This window comes from Eikenella sp. NML99-0057, from assembly GCF_001648535.1.
In the GTDB taxonomy this organism is placed as follows: domain Bacteria; phylum Pseudomonadota; class Gammaproteobacteria; order Burkholderiales; family Neisseriaceae; genus Eikenella; species Eikenella exigua.
In genome coordinates this window covers 1-22,005 of the sequence record NZ_LXST01000014.1, presented here as the reverse complement: position 1 = coordinate 22,005, position 22,005 = coordinate 1, and the positions used below count along the sequence as shown (strand labels likewise).

Annotated in this window: 16 protein-coding genes, 2 tRNA genes and 2 pseudogenes; 13 read left to right on the top strand and 7 right to left on the bottom strand. The window is 55.8% G+C overall.

Annotation, left to right across the window (positions count from 1 at the left end; all coding sequences use genetic code 11):
- Positions 1 to 4: 4 nt before the first annotated feature.
- On the bottom strand, positions 5 to 562 hold the full coding sequence (gene nrdG, locus A7Q03_RS09290) for an anaerobic ribonucleoside-triphosphate reductase activating protein (protein ID WP_067449278.1): 558 nt from the start codon (positions 560 to 562) through the stop codon (positions 5 to 7).
- Positions 563 to 1,129: 567 nt separating this feature from the next.
- On the opposite strand from nrdG, the gene A7Q03_RS09285 reads away from it, so the two are divergent.
- Complete coding sequence (locus tag A7Q03_RS09285; RefSeq protein WP_067449276.1) at positions 1,130 to 2,335, top strand: hypothetical protein; 1,206 nt, start codon at positions 1,130 to 1,132, stop codon at positions 2,333 to 2,335.
- Positions 2,336 to 2,725: 390 nt separating this feature from the next.
- Here A7Q03_RS09285 and fumC read toward each other — a convergent pair whose 3' ends face one another.
- The 3 genes from fumC to A7Q03_RS09270 form a co-directional block, all read right to left on the bottom strand.
- Positions 2,726 to 4,120 (bottom strand): class II fumarate hydratase, encoded by a 1,395-nt coding sequence (gene fumC / locus A7Q03_RS09280; RefSeq protein WP_067449274.1) that lies wholly within the window; start codon positions 4,118 to 4,120, stop codon positions 2,726 to 2,728.
- 354 nt (positions 4,121 to 4,474) lie between these two features.
- Positions 4,475 to 4,551 (bottom strand) — tRNA-Asp (locus A7Q03_RS09275).
- Between the two features lie 10 nt (positions 4,552 to 4,561).
- Positions 4,562 to 4,637 (bottom strand) — tRNA-Val (locus A7Q03_RS09270).
- Between the two features lie 217 nt (positions 4,638 to 4,854).
- Here A7Q03_RS09270 and recJ point away from each other — a divergent pair.
- The 9 genes and pseudogenes from recJ (at position 4,855) to A7Q03_RS09225 (ending at position 14,612) form a co-directional block, all read left to right on the top strand.
- Positions 4,855 to 6,552, top strand: coding sequence for a single-stranded-DNA-specific exonuclease RecJ (gene recJ / locus A7Q03_RS09265; RefSeq protein ID WP_067449379.1), 1,698 nt, complete (start codon positions 4,855 to 4,857; stop codon positions 6,550 to 6,552).
- A 242-nt stretch (positions 6,553 to 6,794) separates the two neighbouring features.
- A complete protein-coding gene (pilB, locus tag A7Q03_RS09260) occupies positions 6,795 to 8,468 on the top strand; it encodes a type IV-A pilus assembly ATPase PilB (protein WP_067449272.1) in 1,674 nt (557 codons plus the stop codon).
- A 33-nt stretch (positions 8,469 to 8,501) separates the two neighbouring features.
- Positions 8,502 to 9,737 (top strand): type II secretion system F family protein, encoded by a 1,236-nt coding sequence (locus tag A7Q03_RS09255; RefSeq protein WP_067449270.1) that lies wholly within the window; start codon positions 8,502 to 8,504, stop codon positions 9,735 to 9,737.
- An 89-nt stretch (positions 9,738 to 9,826) separates the two neighbouring features.
- Entirely contained in the window at positions 9,827 to 10,684 is an 858-nt protein-coding gene (locus A7Q03_RS09250) for an A24 family peptidase (RefSeq protein WP_067449268.1), read from the top strand.
- A gap of 1 nt (position 10,685) precedes the next feature.
- The gene (gene coaE / locus A7Q03_RS09245; protein WP_067449266.1) at positions 10,686 to 11,291 is read left to right on the top strand and encodes a dephospho-CoA kinase; all 606 of its coding nucleotides are present in this window, start codon (positions 10,686 to 10,688) and stop codon (positions 11,289 to 11,291) included.
- A gap of 3 nt (positions 11,292 to 11,294) precedes the next feature.
- Positions 11,295 to 12,071, top strand: coding sequence for a cell division protein ZapD (gene zapD / locus A7Q03_RS09240; protein ID WP_197474763.1), 777 nt, complete (start codon positions 11,295 to 11,297; stop codon positions 12,069 to 12,071).
- Positions 12,068 to 12,250, top strand: a complete 183-nt coding sequence (gene yacG / locus A7Q03_RS09235) for a DNA gyrase inhibitor YacG (protein ID WP_067449264.1) — start codon at positions 12,068 to 12,070, stop codon at positions 12,248 to 12,250. The genes zapD and yacG overlap by 4 nt, the downstream gene beginning before the upstream one ends.
- 60 nt (positions 12,251 to 12,310) lie before the next feature.
- Positions 12,311 to 13,604 (top strand): annotated as a pseudogene (gene rlmD, locus A7Q03_RS09230) (23S rRNA (uracil(1939)-C(5))-methyltransferase RlmD).
- 213 nt (positions 13,605 to 13,817) lie between these two features.
- Positions 13,818 to 14,612, top strand: a complete 795-nt coding sequence (locus A7Q03_RS09225; protein ID WP_067449262.1) for a thymidylate synthase — start codon at positions 13,818 to 13,820, stop codon at positions 14,610 to 14,612.
- Positions 14,613 to 14,684: 72 nt separating this feature from the next.
- Here the strand turns inward: A7Q03_RS09225 and thrB are convergent, their stop codons facing one another.
- A complete protein-coding gene (gene thrB, locus A7Q03_RS09220; protein WP_067449375.1) occupies positions 14,685 to 15,950 on the bottom strand; it encodes a homoserine kinase in 1,266 nt (421 codons plus the stop codon).
- A 374-nt stretch (positions 15,951 to 16,324) separates the two neighbouring features.
- Here thrB and adhP point away from each other — a divergent pair, with 374 nt between their 5' ends.
- Entirely contained in the window at positions 16,325 to 17,362 is a 1,038-nt protein-coding gene (gene adhP / locus A7Q03_RS09215) for an alcohol dehydrogenase AdhP (protein ID WP_082880740.1), read from the top strand.
- A 126-nt stretch (positions 17,363 to 17,488) separates the two neighbouring features.
- Here adhP and A7Q03_RS09210 read toward each other — a convergent pair whose 3' ends face one another.
- Together A7Q03_RS09210 and pmbA are read right to left on the bottom strand one after the other, a co-directional pair.
- A complete protein-coding gene (locus A7Q03_RS09210; protein ID WP_067449260.1) occupies positions 17,489 to 18,355 on the bottom strand; it encodes a DMT family transporter in 867 nt (288 codons plus the stop codon).
- A 173-nt stretch (positions 18,356 to 18,528) separates the two neighbouring features.
- Positions 18,529 to 19,857 carry a metalloprotease PmbA gene (pmbA, locus tag A7Q03_RS09205; protein ID WP_067449258.1) on the bottom strand — a complete coding sequence of 443 codons (1,329 nt, stop codon included), beginning with the start codon at positions 19,855 to 19,857 and terminating at the stop codon, positions 18,529 to 18,531.
- Between the two features lie 118 nt (positions 19,858 to 19,975).
- Here pmbA and zwf point away from each other — a divergent pair, with 118 nt between their 5' ends.
- Both zwf and A7Q03_RS10310 read left to right on the top strand, forming a co-directional pair.
- On the top strand, positions 19,976 to 21,424 hold the full coding sequence (gene zwf / locus A7Q03_RS09200; protein WP_067449256.1) for a glucose-6-phosphate dehydrogenase: 1,449 nt from the start codon (positions 19,976 to 19,978) through the stop codon (positions 21,422 to 21,424).
- A 364-nt stretch (positions 21,425 to 21,788) separates the two neighbouring features.
- Positions 21,789 to 22,005: pseudogene (locus tag A7Q03_RS10310) on the top strand (gamma-aminobutyrate permease); the annotation flags it as partial.

Below are 22,005 nucleotides of genomic sequence, written 5' to 3'. Positions count from 1 at the left end.
GCCGTTAGGCCGATTGAAAATGCAGACTACCGGCCGCCGCCAGCGGCGGTTGTTGCACCAAGGGGATGACGGGGCGGCGGGGCGCGGCCTGCTCGTCGATAAACAGATGGTTGAGCACCTCGCCGGTGCGCAAATCGATGAAACGCTGATTGGTGTGCGGGCTTTCCAGGCCGCCGAGTTCCATTTTCCAGCGGCCGGTTTTGAGATAGGTGAGCTGCGGGATGATGGCGATGGAGGCGCGTTCCAGCTCGTCTTGCTCCAGGCCGGTGTAGAGGCAGGTGTGCAGGCCGGCTGCACGCACGGTTTCCAAGAGCGGCAGCAGTTTTTCAGGTAGCCACTCGCCGCCCATAAACAATACGCAGGTAATCAGCCCGCGATAGCGTGCCAGGCGGCTTTGCAGGTATTCGGCAGTCAGTTCGGCGCCCAAACTGCCCTTCCAACTGTCGGCGCTGTGGCAGCCTTTGCAGCGCAGCGGGCAGCCGGAAAACAGAAATGCCAGCGACACTTCGCCCGGCACTTCCTGCCAAACGATTTGCTCACGGGTAAAATTCAGCGTTTCCATAGCCCTATCCTTAAAAATACAACATATAGTGCAATAAATTTTTTAAAACACTATATGTTGTGGTGAATTGTCCTGCTTCCGCAGGAAAAACGCAAGCGGCTGCGCCGTTAAATCGGGTTAATTACGAATGCTTTTAAATGAGAACAGCCTCTGAAGGGCAGGAAGATTTTTGTGCAGACAAGAGTTTGTACCCATCCATCATGCAGGGAAAACTGAATCCCTATCTCTCTTCGACAGACACAGAATTTGACTTAGCTCAAAAGTGCACGAAGCTTGTGGCAGACAGGGGAATGGTTACATGGAGGCGAAGCCTCAACACAATTAAAACGCAACGCAGTTTCTGCAGGGAAAACTTCAGGCAGCCTTCAACGTATCAGCCAAAACATACATACCCGAGCAAATTAGTTGGAAAATTTAACGCAATCATGCATAATGCTGCAAAATTTTACATATAGCGGATGAACACGCTTCCACTGCGACGTTAGCATGCCTTGTATCGAAAACGCATTCCTTTGCTATAACCCTCTTGGCAAAATTTATTTCTCCTCCAACAAAAGGAAACAACCCATGAAAAAACTCGCCCTGCTGCCAATTTTGGCCGCCCTCTCCCTACCCGCCTTTGCTGCCGACAATTACCTCACCAGCCAAGCATCCAACCACACTGAAACCATCAAAAATGAAGACTCTGCCGCACAGCAGCTGTTTCAGCGCAGCTTCCGCCTGGAAGAAGGCCAAAGCAACACCACCCCGCTGGATGTGAAAGCCGGCCAGGTATACACCGTGTTTGCCGACTGCTCCGTGAACTGCTCCAACATCAAATTCAGCGTTACCCAAGGCCGCAACACCCTATTCCGTAAAAACCGTGGCGACGGCTCCCGCTTCACCTGGCAGGCCGAACGCGACGGCCGCGTGGAACTCAACACCGAAATGGCCGAATGCTCACGCAGCCGCTGCCGCTCCATGCTGCAAGTATTTAGCGGCAGCAAAGTAGGCAACAGCGACAACGCAGGCCCCTCCTTGGAAGCCGCACAAAAAGCCACCCGTGAAACGCAGCAAGCTCTCGACAAAAACATCCACGAACTGCCCCTGATTAGCGGCCAACTCACCGACAGCCAAAACCGTAGTGTGGAAATCGAGCTCACCGCCGGCAAGTATTACAGCGTGTTCGGCCGCTGCGACCAATCCTGCGAAGACCTCGATCTCGCCCTCAGCGCCAATGGCAAAACCATCGCCTCCGACACCGACAGCGATGACGCACCCCAACTGAGCTTCAAAGCTGAGCAAGGCGGCCGCCACCAGCTCAACATCAGCATGGAAGACTGCAACAACAACTCCTGCACCTACTCCGTGCAAGTGTTTGAAAGCAGCACCGAAACCGATCCCTCCCTGCTGCGTGCCCAGCAAAGCAACGTGAACATCGTGAAAAACCACGACCCGGCCGCCCGCGTGTTCCTCCTACGCCAGCAACGCCTTGCTGCCGGCCAGAGCCACACCGAGCAAGTTAACCTCACCGCCGGCAAAGCCTACACTTTCTACGGCGACTGCGACGACAACTGCTCCGACATCGACCTCACCGTACGCCTCAATGGCCGCGTGGTGAAACAAGACGTATTGGGCGACAGCGTGCCCCTGTTCAGCTACCGCCCTGCCCGCAGCGGCCGCTACAGCGTAACCCTACCGATGAAAGCATGCTCCGCTGCCACCTGCGCCGCCAGCATCCACATCTTTGAAGGCACCAAAATGGTGTACGACAACAACGGCCGCAACCGCTAACAAACTGAGCCGTCAGTAATCACAAGCAAAGGCTACCTGAAAGCGCAACGCAGCGAAGTTTCTGCGAAGCCAAACTTTCAGGTAGCCTTTTAGATTGCACTCAACAGTTACCCTCGGGCAACAATAGCTAAAGCACTTATTGCTTCATACCGAGCAGCGAGCCGCCGTAGTACGGCAAAGCTTGCCGATACAGTAGGCAGAAATAAGTGCTTTAACTATGGCCATACCGCCCGATCCAACACACCGCAAACCGGCATCGTCATACCGATACACATATCATCAAAAGGCTACCTGAAAATCCAAACAAACACTTTTCAGGTAGCCTTCAAACAGCAAACAAAATAAAGCGCATACTGCTTCCAATATGCGCTTCTTCTTACCTAACCGAACTTATTTCAAACTGCCTACCATATCGGCAGGACGTACCCAGTCGTCAAACTGCTCGGCGCTCAAGAGGCTGGATTTAACGGCTTCTTCGCGCAGGGTGGTGCCGTTTTTGTGAGCGGCTTTGGCGATTTTGGCAGCGTTTTCGTAGCCGATTTTGGTGTTCAACGCGGTAACCAGCATCAGGGAGTTATCGAGCTGCTGTTTGATACGAGGCAGGTTGGGCTCAATGCCGGCTGCACAATGTTCGTCAAACGAGATGCAAGCATCAGCCAAAAGCTGCGCAGATTGCAGGAAGTTGGCAGCCATCACGGGTTTGAACACGTTGAGCTGGAACTGGCCCTGCGTGCCGGAGAAGGAAATGGCGGTATCGTTACCCAACACTTGGGCACACACCATGGTGAGGGCTTCACATTGAGTGGGGTTCACTTTGCCGGGCATAATGGAGGAGCCGGGCTCATTCTCTGGAATCAGGATTTCGCCGATACCGGAGCGCGGGCCGGAGGCCAACAAGCGGATGTCGTTGGCAATTTTATACAGCGACACAGCCAGCTGCTTCAATGCGCCGTGGGTTTCCACAATAGCGTCGTGTGTGGCCAATGCTTCGAATTTGTTCGGTGCGGTAACGAAAGGCAGGCCGGTGAATTTGGCGATATAGGAGGCTACCTGAACATCGTAGCCTTTGGGCGTGTTCAAGCCGGTGCCCACGGCAGTGCCGCCTAAGGCAAGTTCGGCCAAGTGCGGTAGGGTGTTTTCCAAGGCACGGATGCCGTAGGCAAGCTGGGCGGCATAGGCAGAAAATTCTTGACCGAGGGTGAGCGGAGTGGCATCCATCAGATGGGTACGGCCGATTTTCACCACGTCGGCAAATGCCTCGGCTTTGGCAGCCAAGGTTTTTTGCAGGCGCTTAACGGCGGGTAGGGTGTGCTGCACTACCTTTTGGTAGGCGGCAATGTGCATGGCGGTGGGATAGGTGTCGTTGGAAGACTGGGATTTGTTTACGTCGTCATTGGGGTGGATAACGCTTTTCTCGCCCAATTTGCCGCCGTTCAACACGTGAGCACGGTTGGAAATCACTTCGTTCAAATTCATATTGGACTGTGTGCCGGAGCCGGTTTGCCAAATCACCAGCGGAAACTCTTCGTCCAGCTTGTGTGCCAAAATTTCGTCGCAGGCGGTGGCAATCAGGTCACGCTTCTCAGCAGGCAATACACCCAAATCGGCATTGGCAAACGCGGCGGCTTTTTTCAAATAGGCAAAGGCTTCAATGATTTCATGCGGCATAGAAGCGGCCGGGTCGATTTTGAAGTTGTTGCGGGAGCGCTCGGTCTGCGCGCCCCAATACCGGTTGGCCGGCACCCTTACTTCTCCCATGGTATCTTTTTCAATGCGAAATTCCATCACACAGCTCCTGAAGTTTGTTAGATTTCTAAATTCAAAAACCAACTGGGTAGATAAAACACTTAATTACCGCGTTGGCTCACCTTGCCATATTGCTCATACTGTCTGCGGATTATCGCCTTGCATGAAAAATATGCTTCAATTATAGCGGCTTCCAATTATGGCACAACTAAGCGGGCACTATCTGCATCATACTGATTCTAAATAACTATATTAAGACATATCCAACTTATTCCTAGCCAAGGGGAATATATCATAAAACCAAGCGGCTTTTCACGGTGGGATATGGAAAATATTAAAACTGGAAATGCCAAAACCCCGCTGCCTTTAAGCAGCGGGGTTTTTATATTGAAATGGCGCGGTGGACGGGACTCGAACCCGCGACCACCGGCGTGACAGGCCGGTACTCTAACCAACTGAGCTACCACCGCGCGCGCAAAATGGTGGGTGATGACGGAGTCGAACCGCCGACATTCTGCTTGTAAGGCAGACGCTCTACCAACTGAGCTAATCACCCGTGTTTCCGTGCACAGCACTAGAAGAAGAGCATTACACCAAACTATCCGCGCCATTGCAAGTATTTCTTACAAAAAACTTGCTATAAAATAGCAACACACTGTTATAAAAGTGAAAAAACTTTTTCAACATTTCACCCGTCAACCTGTCGATAATCTCTCAGCCCACCCGTTTGCGCTATAATGTGCCGTTTAATTAATACCACGCACTATGGCTTTATGAACGCCGTTATCCGTACCCGCCAAGCCGACCCCGAAGCCGAACAAGCCCTGCTGGCCGCCGGCACTCCGCCCTTGTTGGCACGCCTGTTTGCAGCCCGCAATGTCCGCTCCCCCGCCGAACTGCATAACCATTTAGCCAGCCTGCTACCCTATCAATCACTGAAAAATATTGATGCTGCCGCCGAACGGTTGGCTCGCGCCATCCGGGAGCAAGAGCGAATTTTAATTGTGGCCGACTACGATGCCGACGGTGCTACCGCCTGCGCGGCAGGCATTTTAGGCTTGCGCCGCATGGGGGCATGGGTGGAGTTTTTAGTGCCGGACCGTTTCAAACATGGCTACGGCCTCACCCCGCAATTAGCCGAGCTGGCTGCCAAACGAGGTACTCAGCTGCTATTAACCGTAGATAACGGTATTTCCAGCACCGCTGGTGTAGCACACGCCCAAGCATTGGGCATGGATGTGATTATCACCGACCACCACTTGCCGGGCGACACGCTACCTGAATGTATCATCGTTAACCCCAATCAACCGGGATGCACGTTTGCCAGCAAGAATCTGGCCGGAGTGGGCGTAATCTTCTATGTATTAACTGCCCTACGCGCCCTGCTGCGTACACAGCAATGGTTCAACCCACAAAGGCTACCTGAACCTAATTTGGCCGAGCTTTTAGACTTGGTTGCTTTGGGCACCGTGGCCGATGTGGTGACATTGGATTACAACAACCGAATCTTGGTTAGCCAAGGGCTCAAACGAATGCAGATTGGCAAAACCCGCCCCGGCATTCAGGCGCTTTTTCAGGTAGCCCAGCGCGATATTCGGCAAGCCAAGCCATTTGACTTGGGCTTTGCCATCGGTCCGCGCATTAATGCTGCCGGCCGTTTGGAAAACATGGAAATCGGCATTGCCTGCTTACTAACCGAAGACCCAGCCACCGCCGCCGAACTAGCCGAACAGCTAAATGAACTTAACCGTACACGGCAAGAAATCGAGCAAAACATGCTACAAGAAGCCCTTGCCCTGGCTGATCAAATCATCGTTGGCAGCAACCTGGGCATTACCGCCTTCCATCCCGATTGGCACCAAGGCGTGGTCGGTATTGTGGCCAGCCGGCTAAAAGACCGCCTCCATCGCCCCTCAATCGTGTTCGCCCCCACAGGCAATGGCGAACTGCGTGGCTCTGGCCGTTCTATCCCCTCATTACATCTGCGTGATGCCATCGATTTGGTGGCCAAACGCCATCCCGAGCTAATTCTAAAATTCGGTGGCCACGCCATGGCTGCCGGCCTCAGCATCCGCGAACAGGATTTTCCCCGATTCCAACAGGCTTTCGAAAACGTGCTGTCCGAACTACTAGATCGAGACTCCCTTACCAGCACCTTCCTCACCGACGGCAGCCTGAACCCAGAAGAAATTTCCCTGCACACTGCCGAAACGCTGTCCAACCAAGTATGGGGGCAAGGCTTTCAACCCCCATGTTTCTATAACCAGTTTGAAGTATTGTGGCAGCGGGTAGTTGGCAACGGCCATAAAAAAGCTGGTCTAAACTGCGGCGGACACACTGTAGAAGCCATGTTTTTCCGTTGCACCGAAGAACTCCCGGCCAAAATTCACACCGTATACCGCCCCATCGCCAATCAATGGCGCAATCAATACGAATTACAACTGCATATCGACCACTGGGAGGCAGGCTGATGTGCAATACACAGCCAAAACTCTTATCATTGTCCTCATGGTACACCAACATATCTGGCTGCAGGGAATAATCACTTTTTCCATAAACGGTGCATTCTTACCATGATTTAACTTATAATCGCACCTTAACTATAATACTGTAAAAGCATTCTTACTAAATGTGGACATTGGGGGCGGTATCCTAAAAAGCAAATATCCACTCGAAATTTCGAAATCCATTCTACTTTACTCAGGCAAATACTATGAGCGTCGGACTATTGCGCATCCTATTTCAAACCAAGCTGATTGAACAGGATCAGGTTGAAAAATACCGAGAAAAGGTTAATCAAAACAAAAATATAATTCCAATTCTGGCCGAAGCCGGCATCATCAAGCAGACAGATTTGGCACAACTTTTGGCCAAGTTGTTCCACTATCCGATTTTAGATTTGTCCCTCTACTCCCGCAGCATGATGGTGCAGGATGTGCTCAACGACAGCCAGATGATGGAGTACCGCTGTGTACCTTTGTTCAAACGCGGGCAAAAACTGTTTTTGGGTGTCTCCGATCCCACTTTGTTGCAAACATACCAAAAGCTCGTTTTCCCTAGCGGCCTAATTGTCGACCTGATTCTGGTAAACGACGAGCAACTAGATCGTCTGCTGGAATTCGCCAGCCAAACATCCACAGCCATTTTGGATGAAATTTCTGCCGATCCCACAGGCGTGGCCGCACCAGCACTCAAGGTGGATGACGAAGAAGAAGACGGCCCGATTGCCAAATTCATCCACAAAGTGCTGTCTGATGCCCTCAACACTGGCGCATCTGATATTCACTTTGAGTTCTACGAAGAAATGGCACGCATCCGCTTCCGTACTGACGGTCAGCTGCGTGAAGTGGTACAACCACCTCTGAATATCCGCGGGCAGATTGCTTCACGTATAAAAGTAATGTCCAAAATGGATATTTCTGAAAAACGCGTTCCACAAGACGGCCGTATTCAGATTCAGTTCAATAAAAACCAAAAGCCCATCGACTTCCGTGTGAATACGCTGCCCACCCTATTCGGCGAAAAAATCGTAATGCGTATTTTGAATTCGGATGCTGCCACGCTGAACATCAACCAACTGGGTTTCGAACCTTTCCAAAAAGAATTGCTGCTGGAAGCCATCCACCGCCCCTATGGAATGGTACTGGTTACTGGCCCGACCGGTTCCGGTAAAACCGTGTCACTGTATACCTGCTTGAACATTTTAAATACCGACAGTGTAAACATTTCCACTGCCGAAGATCCGGCCGAGATTAACCTGCCTGGCATCAATCAAGTAAATGTGAACGATAAACAAGGCTTGACATTTGCCGCAGCACTGAAGGCTTTCCTGCGCCAGGATCCAGACATCATCATGGTGGGTGAGATTCGTGATTTGGAAACCGCCGATATTGCCATTAAAGCGGCACAAACCGGCCACATGGTGTTCTCCACCCTGCACACCAACAACGCCCCGGCCACTCTATCCCGTATGCTGAACATGGGGGTAGCACCGTTCAATATCGCCAGCTCGGTTAATCTGATTATGGCACAGCGTTTGGTGCGCCGACTCTGCACCTGCAAGCAACCAATCGAACGTCCGCCTGCCGAGGCTTTACTGAAAGTCGGCTTCACTGAAGAAGATTTGACCAAGGATGACTGGCAGCTATACCGTCAAGTGGGTTGCGACCGTTGCAAAGGCAAAGGCTTCAAAGGCCGTGCCGGTGTATATGAAATCATGCCGGTTACTGATGCCATGCAGAAAATCATCATCAATAACGGCACCGAGGTGGATATTGCCGAACAAGCCTATGCCGACGGACTGGTGGACTTGCGCCGAGCCGGTATTTTAAAAGCAATGCAAGGTATTACCACCTTAGAAGAAATTCTTGCCAGCACCAATGATTAATTCAAAGTTCGTTTCATTTTAAAGGGAATCATCATGGCTACAAACAAACGAAACAACCACCCCAAAAAAGTGGCGGGAACCAGCTACGAATTTGAAGGCCGACACATGGAGTCCGAACAAATTGTCCGTGGCGAAGTAGTTGCCAAAGACGAACAGGATGCCCGTGCCAAACTCGCTCGCCGCCGCATCAAGGTTATCAGCCTACATAAAAAGAAAAAAGTTCGCGAAAAGAAAATTACCCAGAGCGACATTACCGTTTTTACCCGCCAACTAGCTACTATGATGAAAGCCGGCCTGCCGGTTATGCAAGCATTTGATATTGTGGCAAAAGGTCACTCCAATGCCTCTATGACCAAGCTTTTGATGGAAGTACGCAACGACATCGAGCAAGGGACGTCTATGGCCAATGCATTCCGCAGGCATCCTAAATATTTTGATGATTTCTATTGCAACCTAGTGGATGCCGGTGAGGCAGGCGGTGTACTAGAAACTCTACTGGACAAACTGGCCGTATATAAAGAAAAAACCCAAGCCATCAAAAAGAAAATCAAGAGCGCACTGACTTACCCGATTGCAGTAGTGGTAGTAGCCATCGTTTTAGTTATCATCATGATGATGTTCGTATTGCCCGAGTTTAAGAAAGTATATGACGGTATGAATGCAGAAATGCCGGCACTTACTCAATTTATGATGGGTATTTCCGATTTCATGGTAGCTTACGGCTGGATCGTCATCATTGTAATGATTGGCTCTGTAGTAGCCTTTATTCAATGGCATAAACGCTCATTTGAACTGCAAAAACGTATTGATGCCCTATTGCTCAAAATGCCTATTTTCGGCGACATAGTAGAAAAAGGTACGATTGCCCGCTGGGCTCGTACAACCGCCACCCTATTTACCGCTGGTGTACCGCTGGTGGAGGCACTAGAATCCGTAGGCGGCGCATCAGGTAATATTATTTATGAGGAAGCTACTAGAAGTATCCGTAACCAAGTAAATCAAGGTACTTCTTTAACTACCGCAATGGGATCAACCGACCTGTTCCCCAATATGGTTCTTCAAATGGCCTCTATCGGTGAAGAATCTGGCTCGCTGGACGATATGCTGAACAAAGCTGCGGAATTTTATGAGGAAGAAGTAGATATTGCCGTTTCTACTCTATCGTCCCTGATGGAACCGATTATTATGGTGGTATTAGGCAGCATTATTGGTGTGATTCTAGTTGCCATGTACCTGCCACTGTTCAACCTGGGCAGCGTAGTTGGCTAATCTATTCAGTCAACCCATTCCATCTTAATCATCTTAGCCTTTCAGGTAGCCTCCCACGGGCTACCTGAAAATATACCCGCACCACGCCCATGACCAATCTTGATCCCGAAATCTACATCCCCTTCGCCGTCCTGCTTGGCCTGCTGGTGGGCAGCTTTCTCAACGTGGTTATCTACCGCCTGCCGGTCATGCTAGAGAAACAATGGCGTATCGCTGCCAAACAGCATCTTGAACTGCCGCTGGACGAAGAAGACCAAAAACCGTTCAACATCAGCACCCCGCCCTCGCGCTGCCCCAAATGCGGCAGCCCGGTGAAACCGTGGCAAAATATCCCCATCATCAGCTACCTGCTGCTACGCGGCCGCTGCCATAGCTGCCACACCCCCATCGGCTGGCGTTACCCCGCCGTCGAGCTGCTCACCGGCATCCTATTTGGCATCGTCGTCTGGCGCTACGGCTACACTTGGCTCACCCTTGGCGGCCTCGTGTTCACCGCCATGCTGGTTGCCCTCACCTTTATCGATGCCGATACCCAACTCTTACCAGACCAGCTCACCCTGCCCCTGATTTGGCTCGGCCTGCTGTTCAACTGGCAGGTAGGCTTTGTTAGTCTGCCTTCAGCACTGCTCGGTGCTGTGGTCGGCTATTTGAGCCTCTGGCTGCTGTTCCACCTATTCAAACTCATCACCGGTAAAGAGGGCATGGGCTATGGTGACTTCAAACTGCTCGCCGCACTTGGCGCCTGGCTCGGCGTTAGCACCCTGCCCGTTATTGTTTTCGTGGCCGCTTTGGTTGGTCTCGTTGCTGCCTTAGTGATGCGTGCTGCTAAAGGCCAGCCCATTGCCTTTGGCCCCGCGCTCGCCATTGCCGGCTGGCTGGTTTTTGCTGCCAACAGCTATATCCTGCAAGGCATCCAATGGTGGCTGCACAAATCCGGATTCATCTGATATGACCGCCTGGGTCGGCCTCACCGGCGGCATCGGCAGCGGCAAATCTACCGCTGCCCGCCTGTTTGCCCAACACGGCGTGCCGCTGATTGATGCCGATGCTGTCTCCCGCGCCCTCACCGCAGATGGCGGAGCTGCCCTGCCCGCCATCCGTGCTGCCTTTGGCGAGGCCGTATTCGATTTTTCAGGTAGCCTCAACCGCGCCACCCTGCGCCAACTCGTTTTTCAATCCCCCGAAGCCAAATCCAAGCTCGAAAACATCCTCCACCCACTGATTCTCGCCGAAATCCGGATGCAACAGCAGCAATATCCCCAAGCCACCTACGGCATCATCGAAATCCCCCTGCTTACCGAGCAGCCTGTTTTTCAAAGCATTCTCCAGCGCATTCTCGTTATCGATTGCAGCGAAGAAACACAAATCCGCCGCACCATTGAACGCAGCGGCCTTACCCGTGATATGATTAACGGCATTCTCACCGCCCAGGTCAGCCGTCAACAGCGCCGCCGCATTGCCGACGACCTCATCAGCAATGAAGCCGGCCTGCCCGAGTTTGCTGCCGCCGTGAAGCGGCAACACCTTATTTACCAACAATTATTCGGTAGTTGAACCATGTCCGCCATCATTACCTTCGAACACCCTCTGTCCGAACGCATCCGCAACTTCCTGCGCCTCGAGCATCTCTTTTCCCGCTTCAACGCCACCGTCAGCTATCCAGACCCTTGGGCACACCACGCCGCCCTCGGCACCCTATTCGAAATCATGGATTGCGCTTCCCGCGCCGAACTCAAGCTAGACATCCTGCAAGAGCTCGAACGCCAACGCCAGCAAATTTCCCAAGCCGAACGCGAGCAATACGACTCCACCCCCGAGCAAGACGACCTCTACCAGGCCACCCAGAATCTGCAAGAAGTACAACAAAAATTCGGCCAACATCTGCGCGAAAACGAATGGCTCATGGGCGTAAAGCAGCGTATGCTCGTATCCGGCGGCACCAGCCCCTTCGACCTTCCCTCTTATCACTACTGGCTGCAACTGCCCTTTGAGCAGCGCGTGGCCGACCTCGGCTGCTGGATTCGCTCCCTCACCCCCACCGGTGATGCCATCTCCCTGCTGCTGCGCATCCTGCGCCGCAACAGCATCCGCCTCGAATGCCTCGCCCGTCAAGGCAACTATCAAAACACCAAGCTCGGCAGCAACATCCACATGCTCACCGTAGATGTGGCCCAATCCCACCACACCCTGCCCGAGATTTCTGCCAACAAATACTTCACCCATATCCGCTTCACCCAAGCCACCCAAGACAGTCCGCGTGGAAAACAGATCGACACCGACATCCCCTTCCAGCTCAAAATGTGCAGCTTCGACCCCATCACCGACAAACCATGACCCAGCGCACCGTATCCTGCCCCACCTGCCAAAAGCCTGTACTCTGGAGCGAGAGCAGTCCCTACCGCCCCTTCTGCAGCCAACGCTGCAAAATGATCGATCTAGGCACCTGGGCAGACGAAAGCTACCGCATCCCCAACCAGGAAGAGGCCCCTCCCCAGATTGGCGACCACGAATAGTCGACAGAGGCTACCTGAACCCCCAATCCCGCTTTCAGGTAGCCTCAATCTATCCACACCATGAACACCGCCACCATCCACAGCATCGACCACGAAGGCCGCGGCGTAGCCCGCATCCACGGCAAAACCACCTTCATCACCGGCGCCCTGCCCCAAGAAACCGTTGTCTACCAAATCACCCGCAGCAAGAAACACCACGACGAAGCCCAAACCGCCCGCATCCTCACCCCCTCCCCCTACCGCACCGCCCCCGCCTGCCCCCACTACAACCAATGCGGCGGCTGCACCCTCCAACACGTCCACAGCAACGTTCAGGTAGCCTACAAACAACGCATCCTCGAAGACCAACTCCAACGCCTCGGCAAAATCCGCCCCCAATACCTCCTGCCCCCCCGTCTACGGCCAAGCCTGGGGCTACCGCCACCGCGCCCGCCTCAGCGCCCACCACAGCCAAGGCCGCACCATCCTCGGCTTCCAAAGCCGCAGCAGCCACCGCATTGTCGATATCCGACAATGCCCCATCCTCGCCCCCCAGCTTGCCAGCCAACTGGGCAACACCCGTGCCCTGCTCCAGCAGCTCAACCGCCTGCACGCCCCTGTCCACACCATCGAACTACACCACAGCCCCACCGCCAACAGCCTCACCCTACACACCGAACACCTCCCCAAAGCCGCCCGCGCCCACCTCATCCAGCACGCCCAAAGCCTGCCCGCCAACTGGCACATCTGGCTGCAAACCCCACACCAGCCCGCCCAACCCCTTCTGCCAGACAGCCCCCAACTCAGCTACAGCCTGCCCGAATACGCCCTCACCCTCCCCTACCGCCCCGGCGACTTCACCCAAGTCAACCCCGCCGCCAACGCCCTGCTCGTTGCCCGCGCCATGCAGCTGTTGCGGCCCCAAAGCGGCGAACGCATCGCCGACCTTTTCTGCGGTCTCGGCAACTTCAGCCTCCCCATCGCCGCCGCCGGCGCACAAGTCATCGGCATCGAAGGCTCGCCCGCGCTCACCGAGCGTGCCAGCCAAAACGCCCGCCTCAACCACCTCGCCGAACGCGCCCAGTTCCACAGCGCCGACCTCTTCCAAACCACCGAACACACCGTCGCCGGCTGGGGCTATTTCGACAAAATCCTGCTCGATCCGCCCCGCAGCGGCGCCTACGCCCTCGTCCAAGCCCTGCACGCCCCCTACCTCCCCCGCCGCATCGTGTACGTTTCCTGCAACCCCGCCACCTTTGCCCGCGATGCCGACGTACTCGTGGGCAAAGGCTACCGCTTCCGCAACGCCGGCATCGTCAACATGTTCCCCCAAACCGCCCACGTTGAAACCGTCGGCTGCTTCGATTTGGAATAGCCTCCATGCCCGCTATAGCAGACTAAAATGCTCATAAAGCAAGGCAGCGAGCCAACGCACCAGCATTCTGATCATTCGCCATAAAAAGGCTACCTGAAACTTTAGCAACGCAGAAACTTTGCTGCGCTACGTTTTCAGGTAGCCTTTCCCTTTCCTCCCCACCCCCTCAAACGTGTACAATACCCCCATTTCGACACCCAACCCAATCACACCATGCAACCCTATCTCCACCTCATGCAGCACATCCTCAGCCACGGCACCAACAAATCCGACCGCACCGGCACCGGTACCCGTTCCATATTCGGCCACCAAATGCGCTTCGACCTCGCCCAAGGCTTTCCCCTGCTCACCACCAAAAAGCTCCACCTGCGCTCCATCATCCACGAGCTCCTTTGGTTTCTCAAAGGCGACACCAACATCCGCTACCTGAAAGAAAACAACGTCTCCATCTGGGACGAATGGGCCGACGAAAACGGCGACCTCGGCCCCGTATACGGCTACCAATGGCGCTCCTGGCCCGCCCCCGACGGCCGGCATATCGACCAAATCGCCAACGTTGTCGAACAAATCAAACGCAACCCCGACAGCCGCCGTCTTATCGTATCCGCCTGGAACCCCGCCCTCGTTGACGAAATGGCGCTGCCCCCCTGCCACGCCCTGTTTCAATTTTACGTAGCCGAAGGCCGCCTCTCCTGCCAGCTCTACCAACGCAGCGCCGACGTCTTCCTCGGCGTGCCCTTCAACATCGCCAGCTATTCCCTGCTTACCATGATGATGGCGCAAGTGTGCGGCCTCGCACCCGGCGAGTTCATCCACACCTTCGGCGACGCCCACCTCTACAGCAACCACTTCGAGCAAGCCAAACTCCAGCTGACCCGCGAGCCGCGAGCCCTGCCGCAAATGCAGCTCAACCCCGAAGTGCGAAACCTGTTCGACTTCCGCTTTGAAGACTTCGAGCTGCAAAACTACGACCCGCACCCGCATATCAAAGCGCAAGTGGCGGTGTAGTATCGGCAGCAATCAAACAAGAGGCTACCTGAAAGTTTCAGGTAGCCTTTTCACATCCCTACTCCAACAGTCCTATGGCACGCACTCGTCCCACACCGCTTCGCCGTCTTCGCTAAACAAATGCAGTCGCAGGCGGCTGTCGGGCAGGGTTTCGATGCGCAGGCGGCCGCTGCTGCTGTGGGCGGCTCCGGCGAGGGTGAGGTGTTGGCGGGCGTAGGCAATGCTGCTGCGTTCGGTGTAGCGGCCGAGCAGGAAGCCTTTGCGGATGCCGCCGCCTTGGTATTCCGCCCACACGGTGTCGCCGTCTTGGTGGAAGTGGCAGCGTTCGGGTGTTTCGCCTGCATGGCCTGCTTCGGCGGGTTGGAACACTTTGCCTTCGAGGTTGAACAGGGCTTGGTCGGTTGCGGCGGGAGCGGGGCGTTGGCGGAAATAGAGCAGCAGGTCGCGGAAAACGTCAGGGTCTTTCACGAAGGTCATTTCGCCGCCCTGCGGGAAGTGGTAGTCGAGCAGGCGGGATACCCAGAAACGGATGCAGCCGGCACGGTGGGCAATGGGCAGGTAGGCCTGTTCGGCGGGAGTGAGGGGGCGCACGCTTTGATAGCCACGCATAAAGGCTTTCTGTAACTGCGGGTCGATGCGGTTGTCGGCCAGGCGCGCCCAGTCGTTTACGGCGATGGCGAGGTCGTACATGAAGCTGCCGTTGCAGGCGTAGTAGAAATCGATGAAGCCGGCTACCTGAATGCCGTCGAGCAGCACGTTGTCTTTGAACAGGTCGGCATGGATGATGCCGTGGGGCAGGTGGCTGTCGGGGTGGGCGGCGAGAAAGGCGATTTCGTCTTGCAGCAGCGCGGCATCTTCACTGCTCAGGCAGGGCAGCAGGCGGCGGCTTTCGGCTTCCCACCAGGCGGCGTGGCGCGGGTTGGGCATGCTTTGGCCGAAGCTTCGACCGGCGATATGCATTTTGGCGAGCATGGCGCCGGTGTGGAAGCATTGGGCGGCATCGGGTACGGCGATGTCGCGGCCATTGAGAAAAGTGGCGAGGCAGGCGGGTTTGCCGGCGAGCGTGCTGTCGAAGCGCCCGTCGCGCCGAGGAATGGGCGCGGGGCAGGCTACGCCGTTGCGGCTAAGGTGCTGGCTGAGATCCATGAAAAAGGGCAGCTCTTCGCGGGTGAGCACCTCGAAGATGGTGAGCACATAGCGGCCGCAGTCGGTGTCGAGGAAATAGTTGCTGTTGGTCACGCCTTGGGCAATGCCTTGCAACGACACGAAGCCCCCTAAGTCGTAGTCTTCTAAAAACTGGCGGATTTCTTGATCGGAAACGCTGGTGTAAACAGACATGGCGGGCATCGCGGCAAAGTGGTTGAGGAATAGGCATTCTAGCAAATGAAACAGCAGGCAGGCTATCTGAAAGCGCAAGCTTCAGCATCCATCAGAAACCGTATGCCTCGGCAAAAATAATATCGCAATAATTTCCAGCCGCCAGCCGTAAAACGAGCTAAACCCGGCGCCACCAAACTGCGCCAGCCGCCCTGCCCGCGCTGCTTTCAGGTAGCCTCTATTTAAGCGACCCAATTCAAGCGAAAGTTATAATATAACATGATTTAAATCAATAAGTTATTTTGTTAATAAGCCTTGACTGCCAGCTTGGGAAAAGTGCATACTTCCGATCGAGTAGTCCCCCTAATCAACCAATCAGCACAAGGATCATAGCCATGAAAATGAAAGCAGCAGTTGTTACCCCCCAATGCGACGGTAACGTAGAAATCGTTGAGCGCGACATCCCTGCCGTGGGCGCGGGCGAAGCGCTGGTGGAAGTGGAATACTGCGGCGTTTGCCACACCGACTTGCACGTGGCTGCCGGCGACTACGGTAAAAAACCCGGCCGTGTGCTCGGCCACGAAGGCATCGGTATCGTGAAGCAGATTGCGCCCGACGTAACCACCCTGAAAGTAGGCGACCGCGTGAGCATTGCTTGGCTGTTTGCCAGCTGCGGCCACTGCGAATACTGCATCACCGGCCGTGAAACCTTCTGCCGCAGCGTGCTGAACGCCGGCTACACCGCCGACGGCGGCATGGCCACCCACTGCGTGGTGAAAGCCGATTATGCGGTGAAAGTGCCCGAAGGCCTCGATCCTGCCCAGGCCAGCAGTATCACCTGTGCCGGCGTAACCACCTATAAAGCCATCAAAGTGGCCGGCGCGGCGCCAGGTCAGTGGATTACCATCTACGGCGCCGGTGGCTTGGGTAACCTGGCCGTGCAATACGCCAAGAAAGTATTCGGTGCACACGTGATTGCCGTGGACATCAACGACGACAAACTGGCTCTGGCCAAAGAATCCGGCGCTGATTTGATTGTGAACCCGGCCAAACAAGACGCTGCCAAGTTCATTCAAGAGAAAACCGGCGGCGCCCACTCCGCCGTGGTAACTGCCGTGTCCCGCGCTGCATTCAATTCCGCTGTGGATTGCGTGCGCGCTTGCGGCCGCGTGGTGGCCGTTGGGCTACCGCCCGAAACCATGGATTTGTCGATTCCGCGCCTGGTGCTGGACGGCATCGAAGTGGTGGGCTCACTGGTGGGCACGCGCAAAGACTTGGAAGAAGCCTTCCAATTCGGCGCCGAAGGCATCGTGGTGCCCGTGGTGCAGCTGCGCCAGCTGGACGAAGCCAATGCCATTTTCCAAGAAATGCGCGACGGCAAAATCCAAGGCCGTATGGTTATCGACATGAAAGCCTGCGGTTGCCATCACTAAACCTTAGGCTGTAAACAAACAGGCCGCGCCCCAAAACGGGGCGGCCTGCTTGCTTTGCGGGAGGCTACCTGAAAATTGAAATCAACGCGTAGGCCATGTGCAGAACACACCCCCTATCAATGCAAGCTACGATCGCTGCCGCTCCAGCCATTTCGGCATCACCACCGAGCCTACCGTGGCAGAAATCACCAGTACCACGCCCGCCAGCGACATGGCCGAAATACGCTCACCCAAAATCAACACGGCCAGCAGCGTGCCGAAAATCGGCTCCGAGGCCGTCAGCATACCCGACACATTCGACGACACACTGGTCATGCCCTTGTTCCAACAAGTGTACGACAACCAACTGCAACACACCCCTAAATACAGCAGCCCCAACGTGCCCGGCAAATTCCAGCCAATGTGCAAATCATCCGCGAGCAGCAGGCTCACCGGCGAACACAACAAAGGTGCCAACCCCATCGATAACGACGTAAACGCCGGCGCACCGATGGCCGCGATCATCTTCTGCGTCGGACGCAATGTGGCACAGAACACCACCCCGCCGCCCAACACCATCAAGCAGCCCAGCAAACTGATGTCGCCACCCTCGCCGCCACCCGCAATCAAAAGCGCCACGCCGATAAAGGCCAGCAGTCCGCATAACCAGTGGTACCACTCGGCACGGTCGTGAAAAAAGAAATGGCCGATAAACACCGTTAACAGCGGTTCCAGCCCCGCAATGGTGGACGTGCTCGCTGCTGAAGTAAACTTCAGCCCCCAGAACTGCAAAGCCAGCACCACCACATAATTTAAAAACGACAGCCATAACAGCCCCGGCCAATAGCGCCGTTCAATAGTCCGCCAATAGCGCAGGCAAGGTGGCAACACCAGCAAAGCCGCAATCCCCAGCCGGAACAGCAGCATCATCAGCGGATCCATCATCGTGTAGGAATATTTGGCCGCAATGAAAGCACTGCTCCATAAAAGCAGTGCAATAACTTGGTAAAACACAGCACCTCCTCAGGCATGCCCTGCCGAAAATCATTGTGCAAGCAGTTTACTGCGCCAGCATGCCTGCCCGCAAGGATAGAAAAGGCTACCTGAAAACGGCAATGCGGCAGGTTCAATTCGTTGCAGTCCGCGTTTTCAGGTAGCCTCTTTCACTGCATCCGGCACACGCCCGCTCAATGCCCGGCCACAGTCATCTGTTCGAGCAGCAGGGAGCCGGTTTTGTGGACGCTGCGTTTGAGGGCGTCGTTGGCGGCACCGGCGATGTTGGGCAGCATGTCTTGCAGGCGGCTGGCGATGGTGATCTCCTGCACGGGGTAGGCGATTTGGCCGTTTTCCACCCAAAAGCCGGCGGCGCCGCGCGAGTAGTCGCCGGTGAGGGTGTTGACGCCTTGGCCCATGAGTTCGGTAACGAGCAGGCCGCTGCCCATTTCGCGCAGGAGCTCGGCCTGGCTTGGGTGGGTGTGGCTGAGGATGAGGTTGTGGGCGCCGCCGGCGTTGGCGGTGGTGGGCAGGCCGAGTTTGCGGGCGCTGTAGCTGCTGAGGAAGTAGCCTTGGATGATGCCGTTTTCAATCACGAAGCGGGGGCGGGTGGCGACGCCTTCGGCATCGAAGGCGGTGCTGGCCAGGGCTTTGGGCAGGTGCGGCTCTTCGCGCAGGCTGAGTGCGGCGGGGAGGATTTGGCGGCCGATGCTGTCTTGCAGGAAGCTGGTTTGGCGGTAGAGTGCGCCGCCGCTGAGTGCGCCGGCGAGGTGGCCGATGAGGCTACCTGAAACGGTGGCATCGAATAGCACAGGGTAGCTGCCGGTGGGCAGGCTTTTGGCACCGAGGCGCCGCACGGCGCGGCGGGTGGCGGTTTGGCCGATGTGTTCGGGCGTGTCCAAATCGGCGCTGCTGCGGGCGAGGTCGTACCAATAATCGCGCTGCATGCCGCTGCCGCTGCCGGCCACCACGCTGCAAGACAGGCTGTGGCGGCTGCTGCGCTGGTGTTGCATAAAGCCGTGGCTGTTGCCGTATACATATTGATAATGGCCGGTTTGGATGTGGGCGCCTTCGGAATTGGTGATGCGGGAATCGGCGGCGCGGGCGGCGGCTTCGCTACGGCGGGCGAGTTCGGCGGCTTCGGCGGTGCTCAGCGGCCATTCGTGGTAGCTTTGCAAATCAGGAAATTCGGTGGCCATCAGAGAGGCTTCGGCCAGGCCGGCGCAGGGGTCTTCGGCGGTGTAGCGAGCAATATCGAGCGCGGCGCGCACGGTATCGGCAATGGCGGCGGGGGAGAAATCGGCGGTGCTGGCGCGGCCTTTGCGCCGGCCTACATACACGGTGAGATCGAGCGATTTGTCTTGCTGGTATTCGATGTGCTCGATTTCCTGCAGCCGCACCTGCACGGATTGGCCGATGGACTCGCTCACGTCGGCTTCGGCCGCGGTGGCACCGCCGGCTTTAGCCAGCTCGAGGACTTGGGTGCAAACATCGCGCAGGGTTTGCTCGCTGTGGTTGAACATGGTGGTGTACCCGTATCAAATGAAAACGCCGTATTGTACCTGAGCCGATGCTAAATTTTCAGGTAGCCTGACGGCGGGGCTATAATGCGCCTGTTTTTTATTCACGGCCTATCCAACTATGCCTACCCCTTTCGATATAGTCTTTTTCGGCGGCACTGGCGACCTCGTGATGCGCAAGCTGCTGCCCGCCCTCTATCAAGCCCACGCCGCAAGCACGCTGCACCCGGGCGGCCGCATCATCGGCCTCGGCCGCCGCGATTTAGGGCGCGCAGGCTATCTGAAAAAAGTAGAAGAATCTGCCCGACCGCATATTCCCAACCTCGAAGCCGAAACGTGGCATACCTTCTGCCAACGCATCAACTATCTGCCCGTAGACGCCGAAAATGCCGAACAATTCCACCGCCTCGCCGCGCTGCTCGGCGCCGAAGCCGGGCAAAACAGCCGCGCCCTGGTGGTTTACCTTTCCACCGCGCCGCACTATTTCATGCCCATCTGCCGCAATCTGGCCGACGCTGGGCTGAACCGCCCCGCAACCCGCATCGTGCTGGAAAAACCGCTCGGCCACGACCTTGCCTCCGCGCAAAGCATCAACACCGCCGTGGCCGCCTTCTTCCGCGAAGAGCAGATCTACCGTATCGACCATTATCTCGGCAAAGAGCCCGTACAAAACCTGCTCGCCCTGCGCTTTGCCAACCGCCTGTTCGAGCCACTGTGGTGTGCCGCCCAAATCCGCGCCGTGGAAATCACCATTGCCGAAGAGCTCGGTGTGGAAAAACGCGGCGAGTTCTACGACCAAACCGGCGCCCTGCGAGATATGTTGCAAAACCACCTGTTGCAGCTTTTGTGCTTCACCGCCATGGAACCGCCACTGTCGCTCGGCGATAACGACGTGCGCAACGCAAAGCTCAACGTCTTGCGTGCACTCAAGCCCTTCAATGCCTACAGCGTGCGTGCTGATGTGGTACACGGCCAATACACCGCCGGCCAAATCCGGGGCGAAAACGTGTGCGGCTACCGCGAAGAAGCCAACGTAGCCCCGCAAAGCCGCACCGAAACCTTCATCGCCCTACGCGCCGAAATCGACAACCCGCGCTGGCGCGGCGTGCCCTTCCTGTTACGCAGCGGCAAGCGCATGGCCGGGCGGCTGGCTGAAATCGTGCTCCACTTCTGGCCGGAAGCCCACCCCGTATTCGGCTGCGGCGGCTCGCCCAACCGCATCAGCGTGCGCCTGCAGCCGCAGGAATCCGTGAAGCTGTTCCTGCAAATGAAAGCCCCCGGCACTAGCCTGTGCGTGCACGAAGCCGCACTGGATTTGGACTTGCTCAAAATCTTCCCCGAACGCCGTGCCGACGCTTATGAGCGCCTGCTGCTCGACGCGATAAACGGCAAACTCGCCCTCTTTATGCGCAGCGACGAACTCGAAGCCGCCTGGCGCTGGCTCCAGCCCGTGCTCGACGACTGGACGGCACGCCAACCCGAACCCCAGCCCTACCCTGCCGGCAGCCACGCCCCCGAAGCCGCCATCGAAATGGCCGCCGCCTGCGGCGTGGATTGGCGCCATCGCTAGATCAAAAGGCTACCTGAAAACGAGATATCAAAAATAGACAGTTTTCAGGTAGCCCCAAGTTTGCGGATGTGGTGTTTATGACACGTTGTGAAACGGGGTTCAGCAGGTAAAAAATTCACGCAAAGCTAGATATCAAGCTACTCTCGGGCAAATCAAAAGTCTTTGTTTCGAGTAATGTTTCTATTAAAAATAGCAGTATATGCCGTTTATTTGATTTAACTGCAGGTTTAAGCGGTTTTACCAAGTAGTGATTGCTCCTATAATGCCCCAAAGTTAAGGTGGGAATCTTTGCCAATTTGCAGTTTTGCAAGGTTTCCGTTTCGGTTTAGTTGCTGCCAGGCAGCCTCGTCGGGAGAAATAGAGCATGAGCACACCGAATCTAACCCCTTCAACCGCGGCCAACCCTGCTACCACGCAGGCCAACAAAAACAAAATCCGCCGCAATTTAAAAACCCGCCATCTTTCCATGATTGCCATCGGCGGCAGTATCGGCACCGGCCTGTTTATGGCCAGCGGCAGCGCCATCCATATGGCAGGCCCGGGCGGCGCATTGGTGGCTTATGCCGCCATCGGCCTGATGG

Bases quoted from the DNA above. Each gene is read 5' to 3' on its own strand.
- A7Q03_RS09255 (WP_067449270.1), top strand. From the start codon at position 8,502: ATGGCTACAAACAAACGAAACAACCACCCCAAAAAAGTGGCGGGAACC.
- adhP (WP_082880740.1), top strand. From the start codon at position 16,325: ATGAAAATGAAAGCAGCAGTTGTTACCCCCCAATGCGACGGTAACGTA.
- A7Q03_RS09285 (WP_067449276.1), top strand. From the start codon at position 1,130: ATGAAAAAACTCGCCCTGCTGCCAATTTTGGCCGCCCTCTCCCTACCC.
- thrB (WP_067449375.1), bottom strand. From the start codon at position 15,950: ATGTCTGTTTACACCAGCGTTTCCGATCAAGAAATCCGCCAGTTTTTA.
- coaE (WP_067449266.1), top strand. From the start codon at position 10,686: ATGACCGCCTGGGTCGGCCTCACCGGCGGCATCGGCAGCGGCAAATCT.
- fumC (WP_067449274.1), bottom strand. From the start codon at position 4,120: ATGGAATTTCGCATTGAAAAAGATACCATGGGAGAAGTAAGGGTGCCG.
- recJ (WP_067449379.1), top strand. From the start codon at position 4,855: ATGAACGCCGTTATCCGTACCCGCCAAGCCGACCCCGAAGCCGAACAA.
- pmbA (WP_067449258.1), bottom strand. From the start codon at position 19,857: ATGTTCAACCACAGCGAGCAAACCCTGCGCGATGTTTGCACCCAAGTC.
- pilB (WP_067449272.1), top strand. From the start codon at position 6,795: ATGAGCGTCGGACTATTGCGCATCCTATTTCAAACCAAGCTGATTGAA.
- zwf (WP_067449256.1), top strand. From the start codon at position 19,976: ATGCCTACCCCTTTCGATATAGTCTTTTTCGGCGGCACTGGCGACCTC.
- yacG (WP_067449264.1), top strand. From the start codon at position 12,068: ATGACCCAGCGCACCGTATCCTGCCCCACCTGCCAAAAGCCTGTACTC.
- A7Q03_RS09225 (WP_067449262.1), top strand. From the start codon at position 13,818: ATGCAACCCTATCTCCACCTCATGCAGCACATCCTCAGCCACGGCACC.
- A7Q03_RS09250 (WP_067449268.1), top strand. From the start codon at position 9,827: ATGACCAATCTTGATCCCGAAATCTACATCCCCTTCGCCGTCCTGCTT.
- zapD (WP_197474763.1), top strand. From the start codon at position 11,295: ATGTCCGCCATCATTACCTTCGAACACCCTCTGTCCGAACGCATCCGC.
- nrdG (WP_067449278.1), bottom strand. From the start codon at position 562: ATGGAAACGCTGAATTTTACCCGTGAGCAAATCGTTTGGCAGGAAGTG.